The organism is Bradyrhizobium guangdongense (genome assembly GCF_004114975.1).
GTDB classification, from domain to species: domain Bacteria; phylum Pseudomonadota; class Alphaproteobacteria; order Rhizobiales; family Xanthobacteraceae; genus Bradyrhizobium; species Bradyrhizobium guangdongense.
This window is the reverse complement of sequence record NZ_CP030051.1, coordinates 6,021,114-6,038,059: the sequence shown is the minus strand read 5'-3', so window position 1 is coordinate 6,038,059 and position 16,946 is coordinate 6,021,114. Positions and strand designations below refer to the sequence as shown.

Annotated in this window: 17 protein-coding genes; 9 read left to right on the top strand and 8 right to left on the bottom strand. The window is 64.2% G+C overall.

The genetic code is table 11. The annotated features are described in order from the left end of the window. The 3 genes from X265_RS28820 (at position 1) to X265_RS28810 (ending at position 3,044) form a co-directional block, all read left to right on the top strand. The gene (locus X265_RS28820) at positions 1–330 is read left to right on the top strand and encodes a DUF2160 domain-containing protein (RefSeq protein WP_128967902.1); all 330 of its coding nucleotides are present in this window, start codon (positions 1–3) and stop codon (positions 328–330) included. A 75-nt stretch (positions 331–405) separates the two neighbouring features. Further along, positions 406–2,187 (top strand): ABC transporter substrate-binding protein, encoded by a 1,782-nt coding sequence (locus X265_RS28815; protein ID WP_092298750.1) that lies wholly within the window; start codon positions 406–408, stop codon positions 2,185–2,187. Positions 2,188–2,333: 146 nt separating this feature from the next. Further along, positions 2,334–3,044 (top strand): hypothetical protein, encoded by a 711-nt coding sequence (locus tag X265_RS28810; protein ID WP_128967901.1) that lies wholly within the window; start codon positions 2,334–2,336, stop codon positions 3,042–3,044. 80 nt (positions 3,045–3,124) lie between these two features. On the opposite strand, the gene X265_RS28805 is transcribed toward X265_RS28810, so the two are convergent. From X265_RS28805 to X265_RS28790, 4 genes are all read right to left on the bottom strand, one after another. Further along, positions 3,125–3,928, bottom strand: a complete 804-nt coding sequence (locus X265_RS28805) for a tetratricopeptide repeat protein (protein ID WP_128967900.1) — start codon at positions 3,926–3,928, stop codon at positions 3,125–3,127. A gap of 129 nt (positions 3,929–4,057) precedes the next feature. Continuing rightward, positions 4,058–5,158, bottom strand: a complete 1,101-nt coding sequence (locus X265_RS28800; RefSeq protein ID WP_128967899.1) for an alkene reductase — start codon at positions 5,156–5,158, stop codon at positions 4,058–4,060. A gap of 180 nt (positions 5,159–5,338) precedes the next feature. After that, positions 5,339–5,842: a DUF1993 domain-containing protein gene (locus X265_RS28795; RefSeq protein ID WP_128967898.1), complete on the bottom strand. Its 504-nt coding sequence runs from the start codon at positions 5,840–5,842 to the stop codon at positions 5,339–5,341. Positions 5,843–6,069: 227 nt separating this feature from the next. Then, the gene (locus tag X265_RS28790) at positions 6,070–7,368 is read right to left on the bottom strand and encodes a lytic murein transglycosylase (protein WP_128967897.1); all 1,299 of its coding nucleotides are present in this window, start codon (positions 7,366–7,368) and stop codon (positions 6,070–6,072) included. 183 nt (positions 7,369–7,551) lie between these two features. Between X265_RS28790 and htpX the strand changes: the two genes are divergently transcribed. Together htpX and X265_RS28780 are read left to right on the top strand one after the other, a co-directional pair. Further along, positions 7,552–8,508, top strand: a complete 957-nt coding sequence (gene htpX, locus X265_RS28785; protein ID WP_128967896.1) for a zinc metalloprotease HtpX — start codon at positions 7,552–7,554, stop codon at positions 8,506–8,508. Positions 8,509–8,641: 133 nt separating this feature from the next. Continuing rightward, positions 8,642–9,283: a tetratricopeptide repeat protein gene (locus tag X265_RS28780; protein ID WP_128967895.1), complete on the top strand. Its 642-nt coding sequence runs from the start codon at positions 8,642–8,644 to the stop codon at positions 9,281–9,283. A gap of 1 nt (position 9,284) precedes the next feature. Here the strand turns inward: X265_RS28780 and X265_RS28775 are convergent, their stop codons facing one another. The 3 genes from X265_RS28775 to X265_RS28765 form a co-directional block, all read right to left on the bottom strand. Continuing rightward, on the bottom strand, positions 9,285–9,653 hold the full coding sequence (locus tag X265_RS28775) for a hypothetical protein (RefSeq protein ID WP_128967894.1): 369 nt from the start codon (positions 9,651–9,653) through the stop codon (positions 9,285–9,287). Positions 9,654–9,829: 176 nt separating this feature from the next. Continuing rightward, the gene (locus X265_RS28770; RefSeq protein WP_128967893.1) at positions 9,830–10,633 is read right to left on the bottom strand and encodes an anthrax toxin lethal factor-related metalloendopeptidase; all 804 of its coding nucleotides are present in this window, start codon (positions 10,631–10,633) and stop codon (positions 9,830–9,832) included. Positions 10,634–11,021: 388 nt separating this feature from the next. Beyond that, complete coding sequence (locus X265_RS28765; RefSeq protein ID WP_128967892.1) at positions 11,022–12,467, bottom strand: helix-turn-helix domain-containing protein; 1,446 nt, start codon at positions 12,465–12,467, stop codon at positions 11,022–11,024. Positions 12,468–12,699: 232 nt separating this feature from the next. On the opposite strand from X265_RS28765, the gene X265_RS28760 reads away from it, so the two are divergent. From X265_RS28760 to X265_RS28750, 3 genes are all read left to right on the top strand, one after another. Beyond that, positions 12,700–14,334: an isocitrate lyase gene (locus tag X265_RS28760; protein WP_128967891.1), complete on the top strand. Its 1,635-nt coding sequence runs from the start codon at positions 12,700–12,702 to the stop codon at positions 14,332–14,334. Positions 14,335–14,357: 23 nt separating this feature from the next. After that, entirely contained in the window at positions 14,358–14,567 is a 210-nt protein-coding gene (locus tag X265_RS28755) for a DUF4170 domain-containing protein (protein ID WP_008560963.1), read from the top strand. A 189-nt stretch (positions 14,568–14,756) separates the two neighbouring features. Beyond that, positions 14,757–15,311 carry a hypothetical protein gene (locus tag X265_RS28750; protein ID WP_128967890.1) on the top strand — a complete coding sequence of 185 codons (555 nt, stop codon included), beginning with the start codon at positions 14,757–14,759 and terminating at the stop codon, positions 15,309–15,311. 126 nt (positions 15,312–15,437) lie between these two features. On the opposite strand, the gene X265_RS28745 is transcribed toward X265_RS28750, so the two are convergent. Continuing rightward, positions 15,438–16,319 carry a metallophosphoesterase family protein gene (locus X265_RS28745; protein ID WP_128969446.1) on the bottom strand — a complete coding sequence of 294 codons (882 nt, stop codon included), beginning with the start codon at positions 16,317–16,319 and terminating at the stop codon, positions 15,438–15,440. 115 nt (positions 16,320–16,434) lie between these two features. Here X265_RS28745 and X265_RS28740 point away from each other — a divergent pair, with 115 nt between their 5' ends. After that, the gene (locus X265_RS28740; protein ID WP_128967889.1) at positions 16,435–16,926 is read left to right on the top strand and encodes an NUDIX domain-containing protein; all 492 of its coding nucleotides are present in this window, start codon (positions 16,435–16,437) and stop codon (positions 16,924–16,926) included. Positions 16,927–16,946: the final 20 nt, after the last annotated feature.

Sequence of the window (16,946 nt, the reverse complement as noted above, 5' to 3'; positions counted from 1 at the left end):
ATGGACTCCATCGCATGGATGGCCTGGACGCTGCCGACCGCGATTTTCTTCGTGGCGCTGGCGTGCACATTGGCCGTCATGACCTGGCTCGCGGCGGTCTATCCCGAGGCCGAGCGCGTCGGGATCCTGCGCATCCCGACCACGCGCGGCGACCGCCTGTTCGTCTCGCTGATCGTGGCCGCCGTCATCCACCTGGTGTGGATCGGCCTCGTCGGTACCGATCCGATCGCGACGATTCCGATCGGAGAGGAAGGATTTGAAATAACGAGCCTGTGGCTCGCAACAGTGATTTCGCTTGCCTCGGGCGTGGTGATCTTTCGCACCGTCTGAGGCCTGCGAGAAAGAGCAGATCCGGGGTCTACCCGGGCCTGGATTTAGTTTGTCGCTTCAACCGGAGGAAACTTAATGCGACACTTGCGAACGACCAAGGACAGTCTTCTGACCATGACCAGCGCGATCGCGCTGATCGCGGCTTCAGTCACGATCGCCGCGCCGGCGCGCGCGGACGAAGCCGCCGCCAAGAAGTGGATCGACAGCGAATTCCAGCCGTCGACCCTGTCGAAGGACGATGCGCTGAAGGAGATGCAGTGGTTCATCAAGGCCGCTGAACCCTTCAAGGGCATGGAGATCAACGTCGTTTCCGAGACGCTGACCACGCACGAATATGAATCCCGCACGCTCGCGAAGGCGTTCGAGGAGATCACCGGCATCAAGGTCAAGCACGACATCATCCAGGAAGGTGACGTCGTCGAGAAGATCCAGACCCAGATGCAGTCCGGCAAGAACGTCTATGACGGCTGGATCAACGACTCCGACTTCATCGGAACGCACTTCCGCTACGGCCAGGCGGTGGACCTCACCGACTGGATGGCGAAGGACGGCAAGGACGTCACCGACCCGATGCTCGACGTCAACGACTTCATCGGCAAGTCGTTCACGACCGCGCCGAACGGTCACCTCTACCAGTTGCCGGACCAGCAGTTCGCCAACCTGTATTGGTTCCGGTACGACTGGTTCACCAATCCGGACTACAAGGCCAAGTTCAAGGCCAAGTACGGCTACGATCTCGGCGTTCCCGTGAACTGGTCGGCTTACGAGGACATCGCCGAGTTCTTCACCAACGATGTCAAGGAGATCAACGGCGTCCGCGTCTATGGTCACATGGACTACGGCAAGAAGGATCCCTCGCTCGGTTGGCGTTTCACCGACGCCTGGCTCTCGATGGCCGGCAACGGTGACAAGGGCATCCCGAACGGCCTGCCGGTCGACGAATGGGGCATCCGCATGGAAGGCTGCCGTCCGGTCGGCTCGTCGGTCGAGCGTGGCGGCGACGTCAACGGCCCCGCGGCGGTCTACTCGATCGTCAAGTACCTCGACTGGATGAAGAAGTATGCTCCGCCGCAGGCTCAGGGCATGACCTTCTCCGAATCGGGCCCGGTGCCGTCGCAGGGCAACATCGCCCAGCAGATCTTCTGGTACACCGCCTTCACCGCCGACATGGTGAAGCCCGGCCTGCCCGTGATGAACGCGGACGGTACGCCGAAGTGGCGTATGGCTCCGTCGCCGCACGGCGCCTACTGGAAGGACGGCATGAAGCTCGGCTACCAGGACGTGGGATCGGCGACCTTGCTGAAGTCGACCCCGGTCGATCGCCGCAAGGCTGCCTGGCTGTATCTCCAGTTCATCGTCTCCAAGACGGTGTCGCTGAAGAAGAGCCATGTGGGTCTGACCTTCATCCGCGAATCCGACATCTGGGACAAGTCGTTCACCGAACGTGCGCCGAAGCTCGGCGGTCTGATCGAGTTCTACCGCTCGCCCGCGCGCGTGCAGTGGACCCCGACCGGCAACAACGTGCCTGACTATCCGAAGCTTGCTCAGCTGTGGTGGCAGAACATCGGCGATGCGTCGTCCGGTGCGAAGACGCCGCAAGCCGCGATGGACTCGCTCGCAGCCGCTCAGGACTCGGTGATGGAGCGTCTCGAGAAGTCGGGCGTGCAGGGCGCTTGCGGACCGAAGCTCAACCCGAAGAAGACGGCTGAGTTCTGGTACGACAAGTCGGCCAAGGACGGCAACATCGCTCCGCAGCGCAAGCTTGCGAACGAGAAGCCGAAGGGTGAGACCGTCGACTACGACACGCTGATCAAGTCGTGGCCGGCCTCGCCGCCCAAGCGCGCCGAAGCGAAGTAATTCGCCGATATCATCATGGCCGGGGTGATCCCGGCCAACCATGAAGACAGGAGGCCGGGAGCGATCCCGGCCTTTTGTCGTGTGACCTCTTGCCTTATCGGCGGCCGTGATCTGAACTGGCCCCGACCCAGACGCGAGACTTCGCCATGCGCATGATTTTCCGTTGCGATCCAAGGCTGGCCGATCATCTGCTGCGCCCGTTTCCGGCGCGCAGCGCCTTGCCGGACTGGCTGCGGGCGATGCCCGCCACGGCGCATTCGGAGATCCACGGCCGCGACATCCGCACCGTCAAGCAGTGCCCGCCCTTCGTCGATGCGATGGCTTACGGGGTCATGATTCCGCTGCCGTGCGACATCAGGATCGACGGCGGCGAATTTTCGTGGGATTGGGACATCCCCGAGCCGGAGACGGCGGGGCATCCGCGCGCACCGCTCAGTTTCCACCCTGTCGCGCAATTTGCCGCGGCACCGTTCTCGAATGGACGATCCGCGCTCAAGTTCAACAGTTTCTGGACCATCGAGCTCGAGCCCGGCTGGTCGCTGTTCGCGACACATCCCGTCAACCGAGACGACCTGCCGTTCCGCCTCGTTTCGGGCCTCGTCGATGCCGACCGTTTTCACGACGGCGGCATCAATTTTCCGGCCGTCTGGGTCAAGCCTGATTTTTCGGGCGTGCTGAAAAAAGGGACGCCGGTCGCGCAGTGCTTTGCCGTTCCACGCCAGGCGCCCGAACTCGTGTTCGAAAGCTTCGATGCGGCGCACCGGAAGTCCTATGAGAAGGTCGTCGGCGACGTGCTGGCCGCGCCCAATGTCTACCGCAAGCAGTTCCGCGCCAAACGTGGACGCCTAACGCGCTAAAGTGCGACGAGAGAATCATCGCGCTTTAGGTTTTTGTTTGAGCATGATCTTTTCGGAAAACCGCTTCGCACTTTTCCGGATCATGCCAGCATGCGCCGCAGCGCATCCTCGTCGAGCCACAGCCGGCCGTGAGGGGCGGAGGTCAGCGCCATTGCGATGGAGCCGAACAGCTGCGGACGCAGGCGATAGGCCTTGCCGAACGCATCCATGGCGGCATCCAGGTCTCCAGTCTCCTGGAGGGCGATGCCGAGATTGAGCGCGGCCTCGGCATGGTCGGGCTTGAGGTCGAACGCCTTGCGATAGGCTCTTGCTGCACCCTCGTGGTCACGCAAATCCTGGCGCGCGAGACCAAGATTGAACCAGACGGACGCCGGCGCGTCCGTCTCGGTCGCTTGCGCGAGCAGGTTTGCAGCGGTGGCGGGGTCGCCATCCTCCCAGGCCAGCCGTCCTAGCTGCGCCGTTGCTTCCTGATGACCAGGAATGACCTTGAGGATTGCCTGCCAGGCGCCGCGTGCCTGATCTCGCAGCCCCGCCATATCGAGCGTCCGGGCCTTCTCGATGAACATCTCGCGCTGCGGGCTGGCGGCGATCGCGGCATCGAGATGGCTGAGCGCCGCGTCGAACTGGCCTTCGCTGCGCGCGATGCGGGCGGCCAGCAGACGCGCCGGCGCGTTGTTCGGCCGCTTGGCAAGACTGACGTCGATATGCGCGTGAGCCGGGCCGATGACGCCTCTGGAGAACAATACGGCCGCCAGCAGATGATGCAGCACCGGATCGCCGGGATCGCGGGCAAGGCCCTGTTCGCACAGACGCTGCGCCTCGTCGGGCTTGCCCGAATTGACCGCTGCAGTCGCGCGGCGAACGAGTGTCTGGGTGTCATCCATCGCCGCATTAGAGCAAGGATGCCGAGGCACAGCAATATTGCGGGAGTAGTCAATAACGAAGGCCGGGAGCGATCCCGGCCTTTTTGTTTCTTACCTCTCCCCCGCAAGCGGGGAGAGGGGGAAGAAAAGCTATTCCGCCGGCTCGGCCGCCAGCGTCGGGTAGTCCGTGTAGCCCTTGGCGCCGCCGCCGTAGAACGTGTTCTTGTCCCAATCGTTCAGCGCCGCGCCCTTCTTCAGCCGCTCCACCAGGTCGGGATTGGAGATGAACGGCTTGCCGAACGCGATCAAATCGGCGGCGTTCGCCTCGAGCACCTTGGTGGCGAGATCGAAATCGTAGCCGTTGTTGGCGACGTAGGCGCCCGAGAAGCGCTTGCGCAAGGACGTATAGTCGAACGGCGCGAAGTCGCGCGGGCCGCCGGTGGCGCCCTCGACGACGTGGAGATAGACGAGCTTCAAGGCGTTGAGGCCGTCGGTGATGTAGTCGAACAGCGCTTGCGGGTTGGAATCCGAGATGTCGTTGGCCGGCGTCACCGGCGAAATGCGGATGCCGGTGCGGTCGGCGCCGGCTTCGGCCGCGACGGCCCTGGAGACTTCCAGCATCAGCTTCGCGCGGTTCTCGATCGAGCCGCCATAGGCATCGGTCCGCTTGTTGGCGCCGTCCTTGGCGAACTGGTCGAGCAGATAGCCGTTGGCGCCGTGGATTTCGACGCCGTCGAACCCGGCTTCCAGCGCATTCTTCGTGGCGCGCTTGAAGTCGTCGATGATCCCTGGAATTTCGGAGAGCTCGAGGGCGCGAGGCTCGGAGACGTCGGCGAAGGTGCCGTTGACGAAGGTCTTGCCCTTGGCGCGGATCGCGCTCGGCGCCACCGGGGCTGCGCCACCCGCCTGGAGATCGACATGCGAGATGCGGCCGACATGCCAGAGCTGGATGAAGATCTTGCCGCCGCGCTCATGCACCTTGTCGGTGACCTTGCGCCAGCCGGCGACCTGCTCCTTGCTGTAGATGCCGGGCGTGTCCTGATAGCCCTGGCCCTGTTGCGAGACCTGGCTCGCTTCGGTGATCAGGAGGCCTGCAGAGGCGCGCTGGCCGTAATACTCCGCCGCGAGCGGGGAGGGGACAAAGGTGCCGGGCGCGGCGCGGTTGCGCGTCAGCGGCGCCATCACCACGCGGTTGGCCAGCGCGATCGGGCCGAGCTTGTAGGTCTCAAACAATTTGGTGGGGCGGCTCATTGAGGGTGCTTCCAGGGGTTAAGAGGTCCGGAACACTTGTGCATTGCGACATCAGGCGCAAGGGATGAGCCATACGGAAAGTGCAGGCGAGCTGCGCGGCAGGCTCCGCGCAGCATAATTCATGTGCAATTCCGGCTGCGACAGCAGAATTTGGCCGCCGGGGCCGTGCGAATCCGCAAATCAGGTCAGGCCCATGAAATCGCGCTTGCCGATCTCGACGCCGTTGTGGCGCAGGATGCCGTGAGCGGTGGCGCAGTGGAAATAGAAATTCGGTAGCGAGAACGCGCTCAGGAACTGCTGGCCTTTGAGAGTCGTGGTCTTGTCTGGCCCGGTCGGGAAGGTGACGTCCTTGACGTCGGCCCCCTCGAACTGCTCGGGCTTGAACGACTTCACATAGTCGATGGTCTTGGCGAGGCGCTGCTTCAGCTCCTCGAAGGTCTTTTCGGTGTCCGGCATCGACGGCACCTCGGTATGCGTCAGACGTGCGCACCCCTTGGCTGAAAAGTCGCTGACGAGCTGGATTTGCTTCGACAGCGGCAGCATGTCCGGGAAGAGGCGGGAGCCGAGCAGGACGCTGGGGTCGATCTTTTTAGCCGCGCAATGCGCCTCGGCCTTGGTCAGAAGGCCGGTCAGGCTGTTCAGCATTTGCAAATAGGCGGGGACGACGGCGTCATAGAAGGACATGTGATGCTCGCTTCAAAGGGTGGGAAATCTCAGGAGAAAACCTGAGCCGCTCACATGGGAGGCTCATGGAATAATACAATCGCGAAAAGCGGCTTGTGCGGTGCGATAATTCTACCTCGCCCGGCTTGACCGGGCGACCCAGTACGTCGAGGGAGCTGTGATTGACCCGATGAGTCGCGGCGTACTGGATGCTCCGCTTTCGCGGAGCATGACTACGGATAGATTATTTAGCGGACCGTCGCCGTTGGCTGCGCCTGTGCGGTGCCGCCGCGCATCCGGGCCAGGAGCTCTGCGGTCGGCCACGAATCGGCGGGGAGGCCGTATTTGATCTGCATCGCCTTCACGGCGGCGCGGCTCTGCTGGCCCAGCACGCCGTCGACCTTGCCGACATTGAAGCCGGCGCGCACCAGCAATTGCTGCAATTCCTTGAGCTCGTTGAACGGCAATTGCGCGACCGGTCCGGAAGGCTTGCGCATCGGCGGTGCACCCGCAATGCGCGAGGCGAGATAACCCGCGGTGGTCGAATAGATCAGCGAGTTATTCCACTCCGTATAAGCGGCGAAGTTCGCATAGGCCATGAAGGCCGGCCCATTGCGTCCCATCGGCAACAGCACGGAAGCTGCGAGATTGTCGTTCGGCAGCGGCCGGCCGTCGGGATAGGTGACGCCGAGCTGCGCCCATTTCGAACGCGGCAGCTGAATGCTGAGATCGGTCTGCTCCCACGGCAGGCTCGAGGGCACCTTGATCTCTTCCAGCCACGGCTCGCCGCGCCGCCACTTCAAGCCGTTGGCGATGTAGTTCGCGGTCGAGCCGATCACGTCGTCCTCGCTGCGCAGGAGATCGCGCCGCCCGTCGCCGTCGTAATCGACGGCGTAGTTGACGTAGTGAGTCGGCAGGAACTGGGTCTGGCCGAGCTCGCCGGCCCAGGAGCCGATCATCTCCTCGGGCGTGAGATCGCCGCGGTCGATGATCTTCAGCGCGGCGATGGTCTCGTTCACGAACATCTCGGAACGGCGGCAATCGTAAGCGAGCGACACCAGCGATTTCAGCGTCGGCAGATTGCCCATGTTGGCGCCGAAGTCGCTCTCCAGGCCCCAGAACGCGGCGATCACCGCCGGCGGCACGCCATATTCCTTTTCGGCACGGGCGAACGCCGCTGCGTGCCGCTTGATGTGCTGCTGGCCGTTCTGCATCCGATAGGGCGCGGCCATGCGGCCGGCGAATTCGGTGAAGAGCTGGCCGAACACGCGCTGGCCGCGGTCGCGGTTGACGATGCCCTGGTCGTAGACGAGGTAGGGCGAAGTCTCCGCTATCGTTCGCTGCGACACGCCTGCGGCGACCGCCTGGCTCTTCACGTCAGCGAGGAAACGATCGAAGCTCGCCCCATTGTGGCACGAGGCCGCGCGCGGCGAAGGCGCGGTGATCTTGGGCGCAGCAGGCCGTGGCGGCGGCGCGAACTGGGCGGAGGCGGGAACGGCGAGCGCGACAAGCGCGGCGGCCGCGATCGCAAATCGGGTCTGGAGCATGAGGTTTCCGCAAGGGAGAGACGCTTGGATTCTGGGCGAAGTTTAATGGATTGATCGCGCTCAAACCAGTGCCGCGGCTCCGCGACGCACCCTGAAGCCTTGCGCCGGGGGCGGGGTCATCCCTACCTGACGTTTGCCGGCCTGCGACGCCATCGGCGGCCATGGCCCGCTCTGGAGACGGCCATGAACTATCTGCGTACTGCAATGCTTCTCGCAGGTCTCACCGCCCTGTTCATGGCGGTGGGTTATCTGATCGGCGGCGCCAGCGGCGCCATGATCGCGCTCGTCATCGCTGCCGCGACCAACCTCTTCACCTACTGGAACTCCGACCGCGCGGTGCTTTCGATGTACGGCGCCCATGAGGTCGACCGTCGCAGCGCGCCGGAGCTCGTCGGGCTCGTTGCCGAGCTTGCGGGCCGCGCCGGCCTGCCGATGCCGCGCGTGTTCCTGATGGACGAGGCGCAACCCAACGCGTTCGCGACAGGCCGCAATCCCGAGAACGCCGCCGTCGCCGTCACCGTCGGCCTGATGAACCAGCTCAGCCGCGAGGAGCTTGCCGGCGTGATCGCGCACGAGCTCGCGCACATCAAGAATCACGACACGCTGCTGATGACCGTGACCGCGACCATCGCCGGCGCGATCTCCATGCTGGCCCAGTTCGGCATGTTCTTCGGCGGCAACCGCGACAACAACGGCCCCGGCATCGTCGGCTCGATCCTGATGATGATCCTTGCTCCCCTCGGCGCGATGCTGGTGCAGATGGCGATCAGCCGCACGCGCGAATACGCCGCCGACAATCTCGGCGCGCGCATCGCGGGGCAGCCGATGTGGCTTGCGTCGGCGCTGGTGAAGATCGAAAATGCCGCGCATCAGGTGCCGAACTTCGACGCGGAGCGAAACCCCGCCACTGCACATATGTTCATCATCAATCCGCTGTCCGGCCACGGCGTCGACAATCTCTTCGCCACCCATCCCTCGACGCAGAATCGCATCGCGGCGCTCCAGCAACTCGCGGCCGAGCTCGGCACGCGCGCTGCGCCTTCGGTCGGCGCCAACGAGAACTATCCCCCGCAGGGCCCGTGGGGCCGCTCGTCCTCGTCGGGTCCTTCCCGTGGCCCTGCCCGTGGTCCCTGGGGCTGACGGAACCGGGCCAATTTGCCCGGCTTTGTGACCTGGCGCACAGAGGCGCAGGTCTGTCGGTGTTAATGACCCGATAGAGAGTATTGGTTCGAAAGGGGATGCGTGGCAGGCCTGTCGCCGGCCACGGTCGAACATGACCAAAGCTGCGGTGCCATTGTTGATCGTCCTGGGCGTGGCCATTGGCCTGTCCACGCATACGGTCGTGAATTGCGGCGACGAGGACGAGCCCGATATCTGCTCGGCCGTGATCGGCTTCTCGCCGCTTCGCGGCTCCCTGATCGCCTTCGCCTATGAGGGGCGCGGGCGCATCGCGCTGCGCCACGGCGACAACGGCCGGGCGATCGCGGACTTCAACGAGGCCATCCATCTCAATCCCAACCGCGCTTCGCTCTATCGCGACCGCGCGCAGGCGCACCGTCAGAACGGGGAGCTGGATCTTGCGATTGCCGATTACGACGAGGCGATCGCGCTCGATCCCAGGCCGGCCGTGCCGTATCGCGAGCGGGGCTTCGCGCTCGCCGCCAAGGGCGATCTCGACCGCGCGATCTTGAGCTACAGCACGGCGGTCCGCCTCGACCCCGCGGACGCGCAGGCCCGTCTCGACCGCGGCCTTGCCTTTCTCGCCCGCGGTCAGGCCGAGGACGCGCGCGCCGATTTCGAGGCTGCTCTCGCGCTGCCTCCCGGCAAGGACGGCCGCGCCCGCGACACCGCGCGCGCAAAGCTCGCCGAGCTCACGCGCGCCGAGCCGACCCAGGTCTCCACACCGCAGCGGTGAGTTAGGCCGCCTTCTTGGCTTTCGCCTTCTTCGCCTTCGCAGCCTTCTTCGCCGGCTTATCCTTGGCAGGCTTTTCCTTCGCCGGCTTCTCCGCCTTCACCTCGACGGGCGTGCTGGCGGCGAGCCGCATGGCGCGGGCGTAGCTGTCGGCGACGTTGTCGGCGGACATCTGCAGGCGCCTTGCGGCGGCGGTGGCCTGCTCCATGGTGGCCTTGGCCATCATCTTGAAGCGGGTGCCGGTCTCCTTGCCCTTGGCCTTGGCCGCAAGGCCGTTGAAACGATCCCGCCGCTCCTTGGCGCGGGACATCAGGCCCGTATGCAGCTGTCTGGCCAGTTGCCGGATCACGACATCCAGGTCGGCGTCCGCCATGTCTTCCATCCTCTTCGAAGCAGTCCCAATCGATGCGGCGGGACTATGCAGATCAGCCCCCGGCTTGGCAATTCCTGCCAGGGCGTCATCCGCAGCTTCCGCTCCACAAAACAGAAAAGCCGCGCCTTTTGCGCGGCGCGCCTTTTCCGCGGCTTTTTCAGGCCTTGCGTCCGGCTTTACTTCAGCGAGGCAACCGGGCCGCTCGAGGCCGCCGGATCGGGGTCGAAGCCGAACACGCCGACCAGGTATTTGTAATAGTCCGGCATCTTCTCCTTGAGCGCTTCGCGGGTCTTGGGATCCTGGTAGTCGCTCTTGCCGGCCAGGAAGATGCTGGCGGTCACGGCAAAGAATTCCATGGGATTCTTCAGCGCGTAGGCCTCCTTGGGCAGCAGGTTCTTGGATTTGGCATAGACGTAGTAGCTGATCACGCCCTTGTTGGCGTAGCCGTCCGGCAACAGCCGCGCGTGGTAGGCGTGCAGCATCTCGTGGAGCAACACGGCCTCTTTCTCGTAACGCATCATGTCCGGCCGAACCATGATCACGCCGAGCCCGGAATCGACCGCGAGGTCGACCGCGTTCGGATTGGTCCAGCGCTGCCTGTCGTGGTCCCACACGGTCAGCGTGCGCGGTGTGGTGCGCGGAATGTCGGGCGTGACCCGGCCATAGCATGCGGTCGCAGCGCCTTCGTCGAGGCAGGCGAGCTCGCTTGCGATGATCGGAACGGTATGGAAGAAGCGCATCACGCGCGGGGAGAGGCCGGCAGCCTCGACGACGTCGATCTGCTGCTTCAGATTCTCCGTGAGCTTGTCGAGGTCCTTGCGATCGGACGCCTCCGACACGTCGAACATGTAGCCGCGGTAGTTTTGAAAGCCGGGCGGCAGCTTCGCATCGGCGGACGCGATGTCGAGCGAGCCGGCGTTGGACGTATTGGCGAACAGCGCGCCGACAATGGTCGCGGTCAGCAGCAACGCAATGCGCATGTAAGACCCCCTGATGTCACATCTCGCGGCAGGATAGGCTGCCCTTGTTTGCGAAGAGTGAGTGGGGCGAGATTAAGGCTGCGATGTTGAGGCGTGCTTAATCCCTGGTTGCAGAACGCGGCTGCCGGTTAGGGCGGGGTTAACCAACGCTGCCGCGCGCACTGGCCTTGTCACCGTCACCCTGAGTTGGCCGCTTCTTCAGCGGCCCTCGAAGGGCGACGGCCCGGCTGCATCTGTGGCCGTTCATCCTTCGAGCTCCCGGAGCGATGCCTTGCATCGCGCCGCTCGCACCTCAGGAATGACGCCAAAGCAGTCCAGGCTGTTGCTGCGGAGACAGTCTGGATTGCTTCGCTTCGTTCGCAATGACGAGAGAGGCAGACGCGCCCGCTCACAACTCCCTTGCATTCGAGAATGCGAAGCTCGACACCCGCCGCGTCGTCTCGTCCAGAATCAGCGTGCGGGTGATCGGCGGCTCGGCGCGCTGGGCGCAGTTTTCGCGCTCGCACAGCCGGCAGTTGACGCCGATCGGCGTGCCCTCCGTCTTCTCGAGGTCCATGCCGGCGGCGTAGGTCAGGCGCGCGGCGTGGCGGATCTCGCAGCCGAGGCCGATGGCAAAGCGCGGCTGGGGCAGCGGGTGCGGCGCGACGGGACGGCGCACCATCTGCGCGATCGAAAAATAGCGCGTGCCGTCGGACAGCTCGATCACCTGTTTGAGCAGGCGGTCCGGCGTGTCGAAGGTCGAGTGCACGTTCCAGAGCGGGCAAGTGCCGCCGAACTTCGAGAACGGGAAGGTGCCGGACGAAAACCGCTTCGAGACGTTGCCGGCATTGTCGACGCGCAGGAGGAAGAACGGAATGCCGCGCGCGTTCGGCCGCTGCAACGTGGTGAGGCGATGGCAGACCTGCTCGAAGCCGGAATTGAAGCGCTGCGCCAGCACGTGGATGTCGTAATTGAGCGCCTCGGCGGCGGCGAGGAAAGCGGGATAGGGCATCATCACGGCCGCCGCAAAATAATTGCCGAGCGTGATCCGGAACAGCCGCCGCGGCGCATCGTCGAGCGGGCCGGCGCGGCCGATGATGGTCTCCAGCGCTTGCGCGCATTCTCCCAAGCCCAGCTGGAAGGCGAGCTGGAAGGTGCGGCCGGGCGGGTCGACCAGTTCGGAGATCAGGAGCTGGCGGCGGTGACGGTCGAAGCGCCTGAGCGTCTCGCGCATCACGTCGACAGGCATGATGCGGGTCTGGACCGAATGCTTCTCGCGCAAACGAGCGGCGAGGGCCGCATAGAGCCCTTCGGCCGGCACGTTCAGCTCGTCGCGCAAGGCTTCCGCGGCCTGCTCCAGCTCCGGAAAATAGTTGCGGTTGGCTTCGATCAGCTCGCGCACGCGCTCGACCGGGTTGGCTTCATAACGTGTGCCGACGTCACGGTCCGCCATCTGGGCGGCCGCCAGTGTCTCGCCTTGGCGCGCTTCGGTATAGGCTGCATAGAGCCGCTGCAGCGCGTGGGTGACGCCGGGGCAGAGTTCTGCGAGGTCGCGCAGCTCCTGCTTGGGAACGTCGATCTGGCGGAACAGGGGATCGGAGAAGATCTCGTTCAGCTCGGCGAAGAACCGGTCTTCGTCGGCGGTCGCGAGATCGCGCAGATCGAGGTCGTAGGTTTCGGCCAGCCGCAGCAGAATCTGCGCCGTCACCGGGCGCTGGTTCCGCTCGATCAGATTGACATAGCTCGGTGAGATCCCGAGCCCCTCGGCGATCTGGGTCTGCGACAATCCCAATTGCTGCCGGATCCTGCGGAAGCGCGGCCCGACGAACAGCTTTTTCCCGGATTCGGTGGCCATGCTTCAGTTCTCCGTGCACATCAAGGACAGGTTTACTGACCTATATTTTTTACAGATTTTACAAAATAACATCTATTACATGTTCTGATGTTACATGACATCACCAATAAAAAACTAGGTGTCTATACGAAGTTTCTCTTTTCGCGTTTAGCTCTGAGCACGCATTTCGCAATGCAGTGTCAAGAATGTCGATGGCTAGCCATCGCCATCGTCAGCGAAAAGGATCAGGCTCATGAACTACCAGCCACGCGGCATCAGCTCCCTCCAGGGCCCGTCTTCGTATCAGGACGAGGTCAAGGCGGCCCAAGCCCTCCTCGAGACCCGGCCGACCTGGAACGGGGTGACGGCCGAAGCCGTCGCGCGCATGCGCCTGCAGAACCGCTTCAAGACCGGCCTCGACATCGCCCGCTACACGGCGGCGCTGATGCGCGCCGACATGGTCGCCTATGACAAGGATCCCACCAAGTACACCCAGTCGCTGGGCTGCTGGCACGGCTTCATCGCCCAGCAGAAGCTGATCTCGGTCAAGAAGCATTTCGGCGGCAAGACCGATCGCACCTATCTGTATCTGTCCGGTTGGATGATCGCGGCGCTGCGCTCCGAGTTCGGTCCGCTGCCCGACCAGTCGATGCACGAGAAGACCGCGGTGCCGGCACTGATCGAAGAGCTCTACACCTTCCTGCGTCAGGCGGATTCCCGCGAGCTCAACGACATCTTCCGTCTCCTCGACAAGGCGCGCAAGGAAGGGGACAAGGCTCGCGAGAAGGAGCTGATCGCGAAGATCGACAACTTCCAGACCCACGTCGTGCCTGTGATCGCCGACATCGACGCCGGCTTCGGCAACGCCGAGGCGACCTATCTGCTCGCCAAGAAGATGATCGAAGCGGGCGCCTGTGCGCTTCAGATCGAGAACCAGGTCTCGGACGAGAAGCAGTGCGGTCACCAGGACGGCAAAGTCACTGTGCCGCACGAGGTGTTCATCGCCAAGATCCGCGCCTGCCGCCACGCCTTCCTCGAGCTTGGCGTCGAAGACGGAATCATCGTCACCCGTACCGACTCCCTCGGCGCCGGCCTGACGCAGCAGATCGCCGTCAGCCACAAGCCGGGCGACATCGGCGACCAGTACAACAGCTTCCTCGATTGCGAGGAAATCACCGCGGAGAACGCCAGGAACGGCGACGTCATCATCAACCGTAACGGCAAGATGATGCGTCCGAAGCGGCTGCCCTCGAACCTCTACCAGTTCCGTCCCGGTACGGGCGAGGACCGCTGCGTGCTGGACAGCATCACCTCGCTCCAGAACGGCGCGGACCTGCTCTGGATCGAGACCGAGAAGCCGCACATCGAGCAGATCGCGGGCATGGTCGACCGCATCCGCAAGGTCATCCCGAACGCCAAGCTCGCCTACAACAACTCGCCGTCGTTCAATTGGACCATCAACTTCCGTCAGCAGGTCTATGATGCGTGGAAGGAGGCCGGCAAGGATCTCTCGAAGTACAGCCGTGCCGAGCTGATGAAGCCGGAATACGACGAGACCCCGCTGGCGAAGGAGGCCGACGAGCGCATCCGCACCTTCCAGGCGGATTCGGCCAAGCGCGCCGGCATCTTCCACCACCTGATCACGCTGCCGACCTACCACACGGCCGCGCTGTCCACCGATAACCTCGCCAAGGAGTATTTCGGCGAGCAGGGCATGCTCGGCTACGTGAAGAACGTGCAGCGCCAGGAGATCCGTCAGGGCATCGCCTGCGCCAAGCACCAGAACATGGCCGGCTCCGATATCGGCGACGACCACAAGGAGTATTTCGCGGGCGAGGCTGCCCTCAAGGCGGGCGGCGTCCACAACACGATGAACCAGTTCGGCTAGCGCCAGGCAACAGGAGACTGACAATGACCAAAGGCAGCAATTTCTGGGTGATCGGCGGCGAGTTCGGCTCGATGAACTTCCACAAGCTCGTCGAAGGCTCGGCCCAGGTCAAAGGTCCGTTCAAGACCCGCAAGGAAGCCGAGGACTGCTGGCGCGAGGTGTCGGAAGAGAGCCGCCACAAGGCTGGCGTTCGCTTCTCGATCGTGGAAGAGCCGTCGCGGGTCTCGGCCTGACGGCTGCCTGACAAATTCAAGAAGACGTCCAAGGACGGAGGGTCCCATCCGGCGCAAGCCGGGTGGGATCGTCTGTTTTTGGCACACATCAATGGGCTGTGGGCACGGTAAGTGTCTGGAACTATAAGCCTTTGCGGGCGTGATGGTTGCTGATAGGTTAATGGCGGCAAGTGAGGACAGGGACGACCAATGTCAGAGCCCGAGACCAGCGGTACCCATCCGAGCCAGCCGCGCCCGGTGCGGCTGCGCGACGCGCTGCTCCGCGCGCGGATCGAGGCCGCCGACCGGACCGGCGTCGTCGTCGATTTGCGCGACGCCGAGGTCGCGCGGCTCGAGATCCTCAACGACGCGCTCGATCCGTTGTTTGCGCAGGTGCCCGATCAGATCGACCTGTTCGATCGCGGCATCAGCCAGGGCGATACGCCGAGACTCTGGATCGACGTCGTCGCCCACATCATGATGGGACGCGACAAGCGGCAGTACCGCTTCGTCCAGGACACCCGCTTCGGCCGCATCGTGCTCGCCGAATCGCACGACACGGCTGTCATCGTAGACGCCGTGACCGACTACGTCGCCCGCCGCATGATCGAGCGCGAGCACGCGATGGTGGTGCCATCAGAGCCAAAGGTGGAGGTCGCAGAGCCGCCGCGCCGCTCGCGCCTGTGGCCGTTCGTGTTCGGCTTCATCCTCGGTGCTGCCGCGCTGTTCGGCGTCGCCGTGCTTGCGGCGTTGCGGAGCTGGTAAGGCGTCGTCATTGCGAGGAGCTCGCGACAAAATTGCGAAGCAATTTTGCGCTTGCGAGGGAGCAATCCAGCTTGCATCCGCGGAGGGAACCTGGATTGCTTCGCTGCGCTCGCAATGACGGTGAGACTAGATCAACTGCATGCGCTTGATCTCCCGGACCTGCAAACCATGATCGATGCTGCGCACGATCTGTTCGCAGCGCCAGCCGAGATCATCCTTCTCGATCCTGAACAGATTGTAGGCCGCCGCCGGATAGCGCCCGTGCGCGAGCGCGGAAGCCGACGGCACGCCCACCGCGGGAATGTTGCCGCGAGGGCCTTCGAACCACATCGTCGAATGGATGTGGTCGTGCCCGTGCAGGATCAACTCGACGCCGTGCCGCTTGAGCAGCGCCAGCAGGCTTGCGGAATCCGTCAGCCGCTTCTGGCGCGCGTCGGACTTCAGGGGATGATGCACCAGCAGCACGCGGAAGACATCCTCGGCCGCGAGCCGGTCGAGCATCTGTTCGAGCGCGGCGAGCTGGTGGCGTCCGAGCATGCCCGTCGCCATCAGGGGCGGCGTCGGCACCGCGCTGGAGAGGCTGATCAGCGCGACCGGCCCGCGGCGGCGCACGCTCGGAAAGCCGACCCTGCCGTCATCACCCGCAAGATAGGGCGCAAACGTCTCGCCGAAGCGATGGAAGGTGGCACGGACATAGGCGTCGTGATTGCCGGGAATCGTGGTGACGCGGTCGGGCGGTCCGAGCTCGTCGAGCCAGGCGCGGGCCGGCGCGAACTCCGCCTCCATCGCCAGATTGACGAGATCGCCCGTGACTGCGACGTGGTCGGGCGCCTGCGCCTGCATGTCGGCGACCAGCGCGTCGAGCACCTCGCGGCGCTGGTATTTGTGGCGATTGCGCGTCCAGTTGACGTAGCCGAGCGCGCGCTTTCCCACGAGCTCGGCCAGCCGCGGCTTCGGCAGCGGCGGCAAATGCGGGTCGGACAGATGGGCGAGCGTGAAAGGTGCCAACAGAGATGTCATCGCGCGCGATTGCCTCGCTATTCCCCCGCTGTAATGGCAAGGTCGCCGGCAACGCGCAAGACAAGCCTGCATGGGCCTGTGCGGCGCCCGTCACGAGAGGCTCATGGGAACGCGCCTGAACGAGATCCGACGAAGATTCGAGCCGCTGCTGCGGCGGATTTTCCACGCCTATTTCCTGATGGTCCGCGGCATGACGCTGGGCGTCCGCGCCGTGGTGCTCGATGCGGACAACAAGGTGTTCCTGGTCAAGCACAGCTACGTCTCGGGCTGGTATCTGCCGGGCGGCGGCGTCGACCATGGCGAGACCATGGAGCAGGCGATGCGCCGCGAGCTCAAGGAGGAGGGCGATATCGAGCTGACCGGGGACGCCGTGCTGCATGGGATATTCTTCAACAACCACGTCTCCCGCCGCGACCATGTCGCAGTCTATGTCGTCAGGCATTTCCGCCAGGACCGCCTGCCGGAGCCGAACCGCGAGATCATCGAATGCGGGTTCTTCGATACCGCCGCGCTGCCGGCGGGGGCGACGCCCGGCACCCGCTTGAGGATCGCGGAGGTGCTCGATGGCAAGCCTCCGATTGCGACGTGGCGCTGAGGGCGGCTATGCTGCTGCCG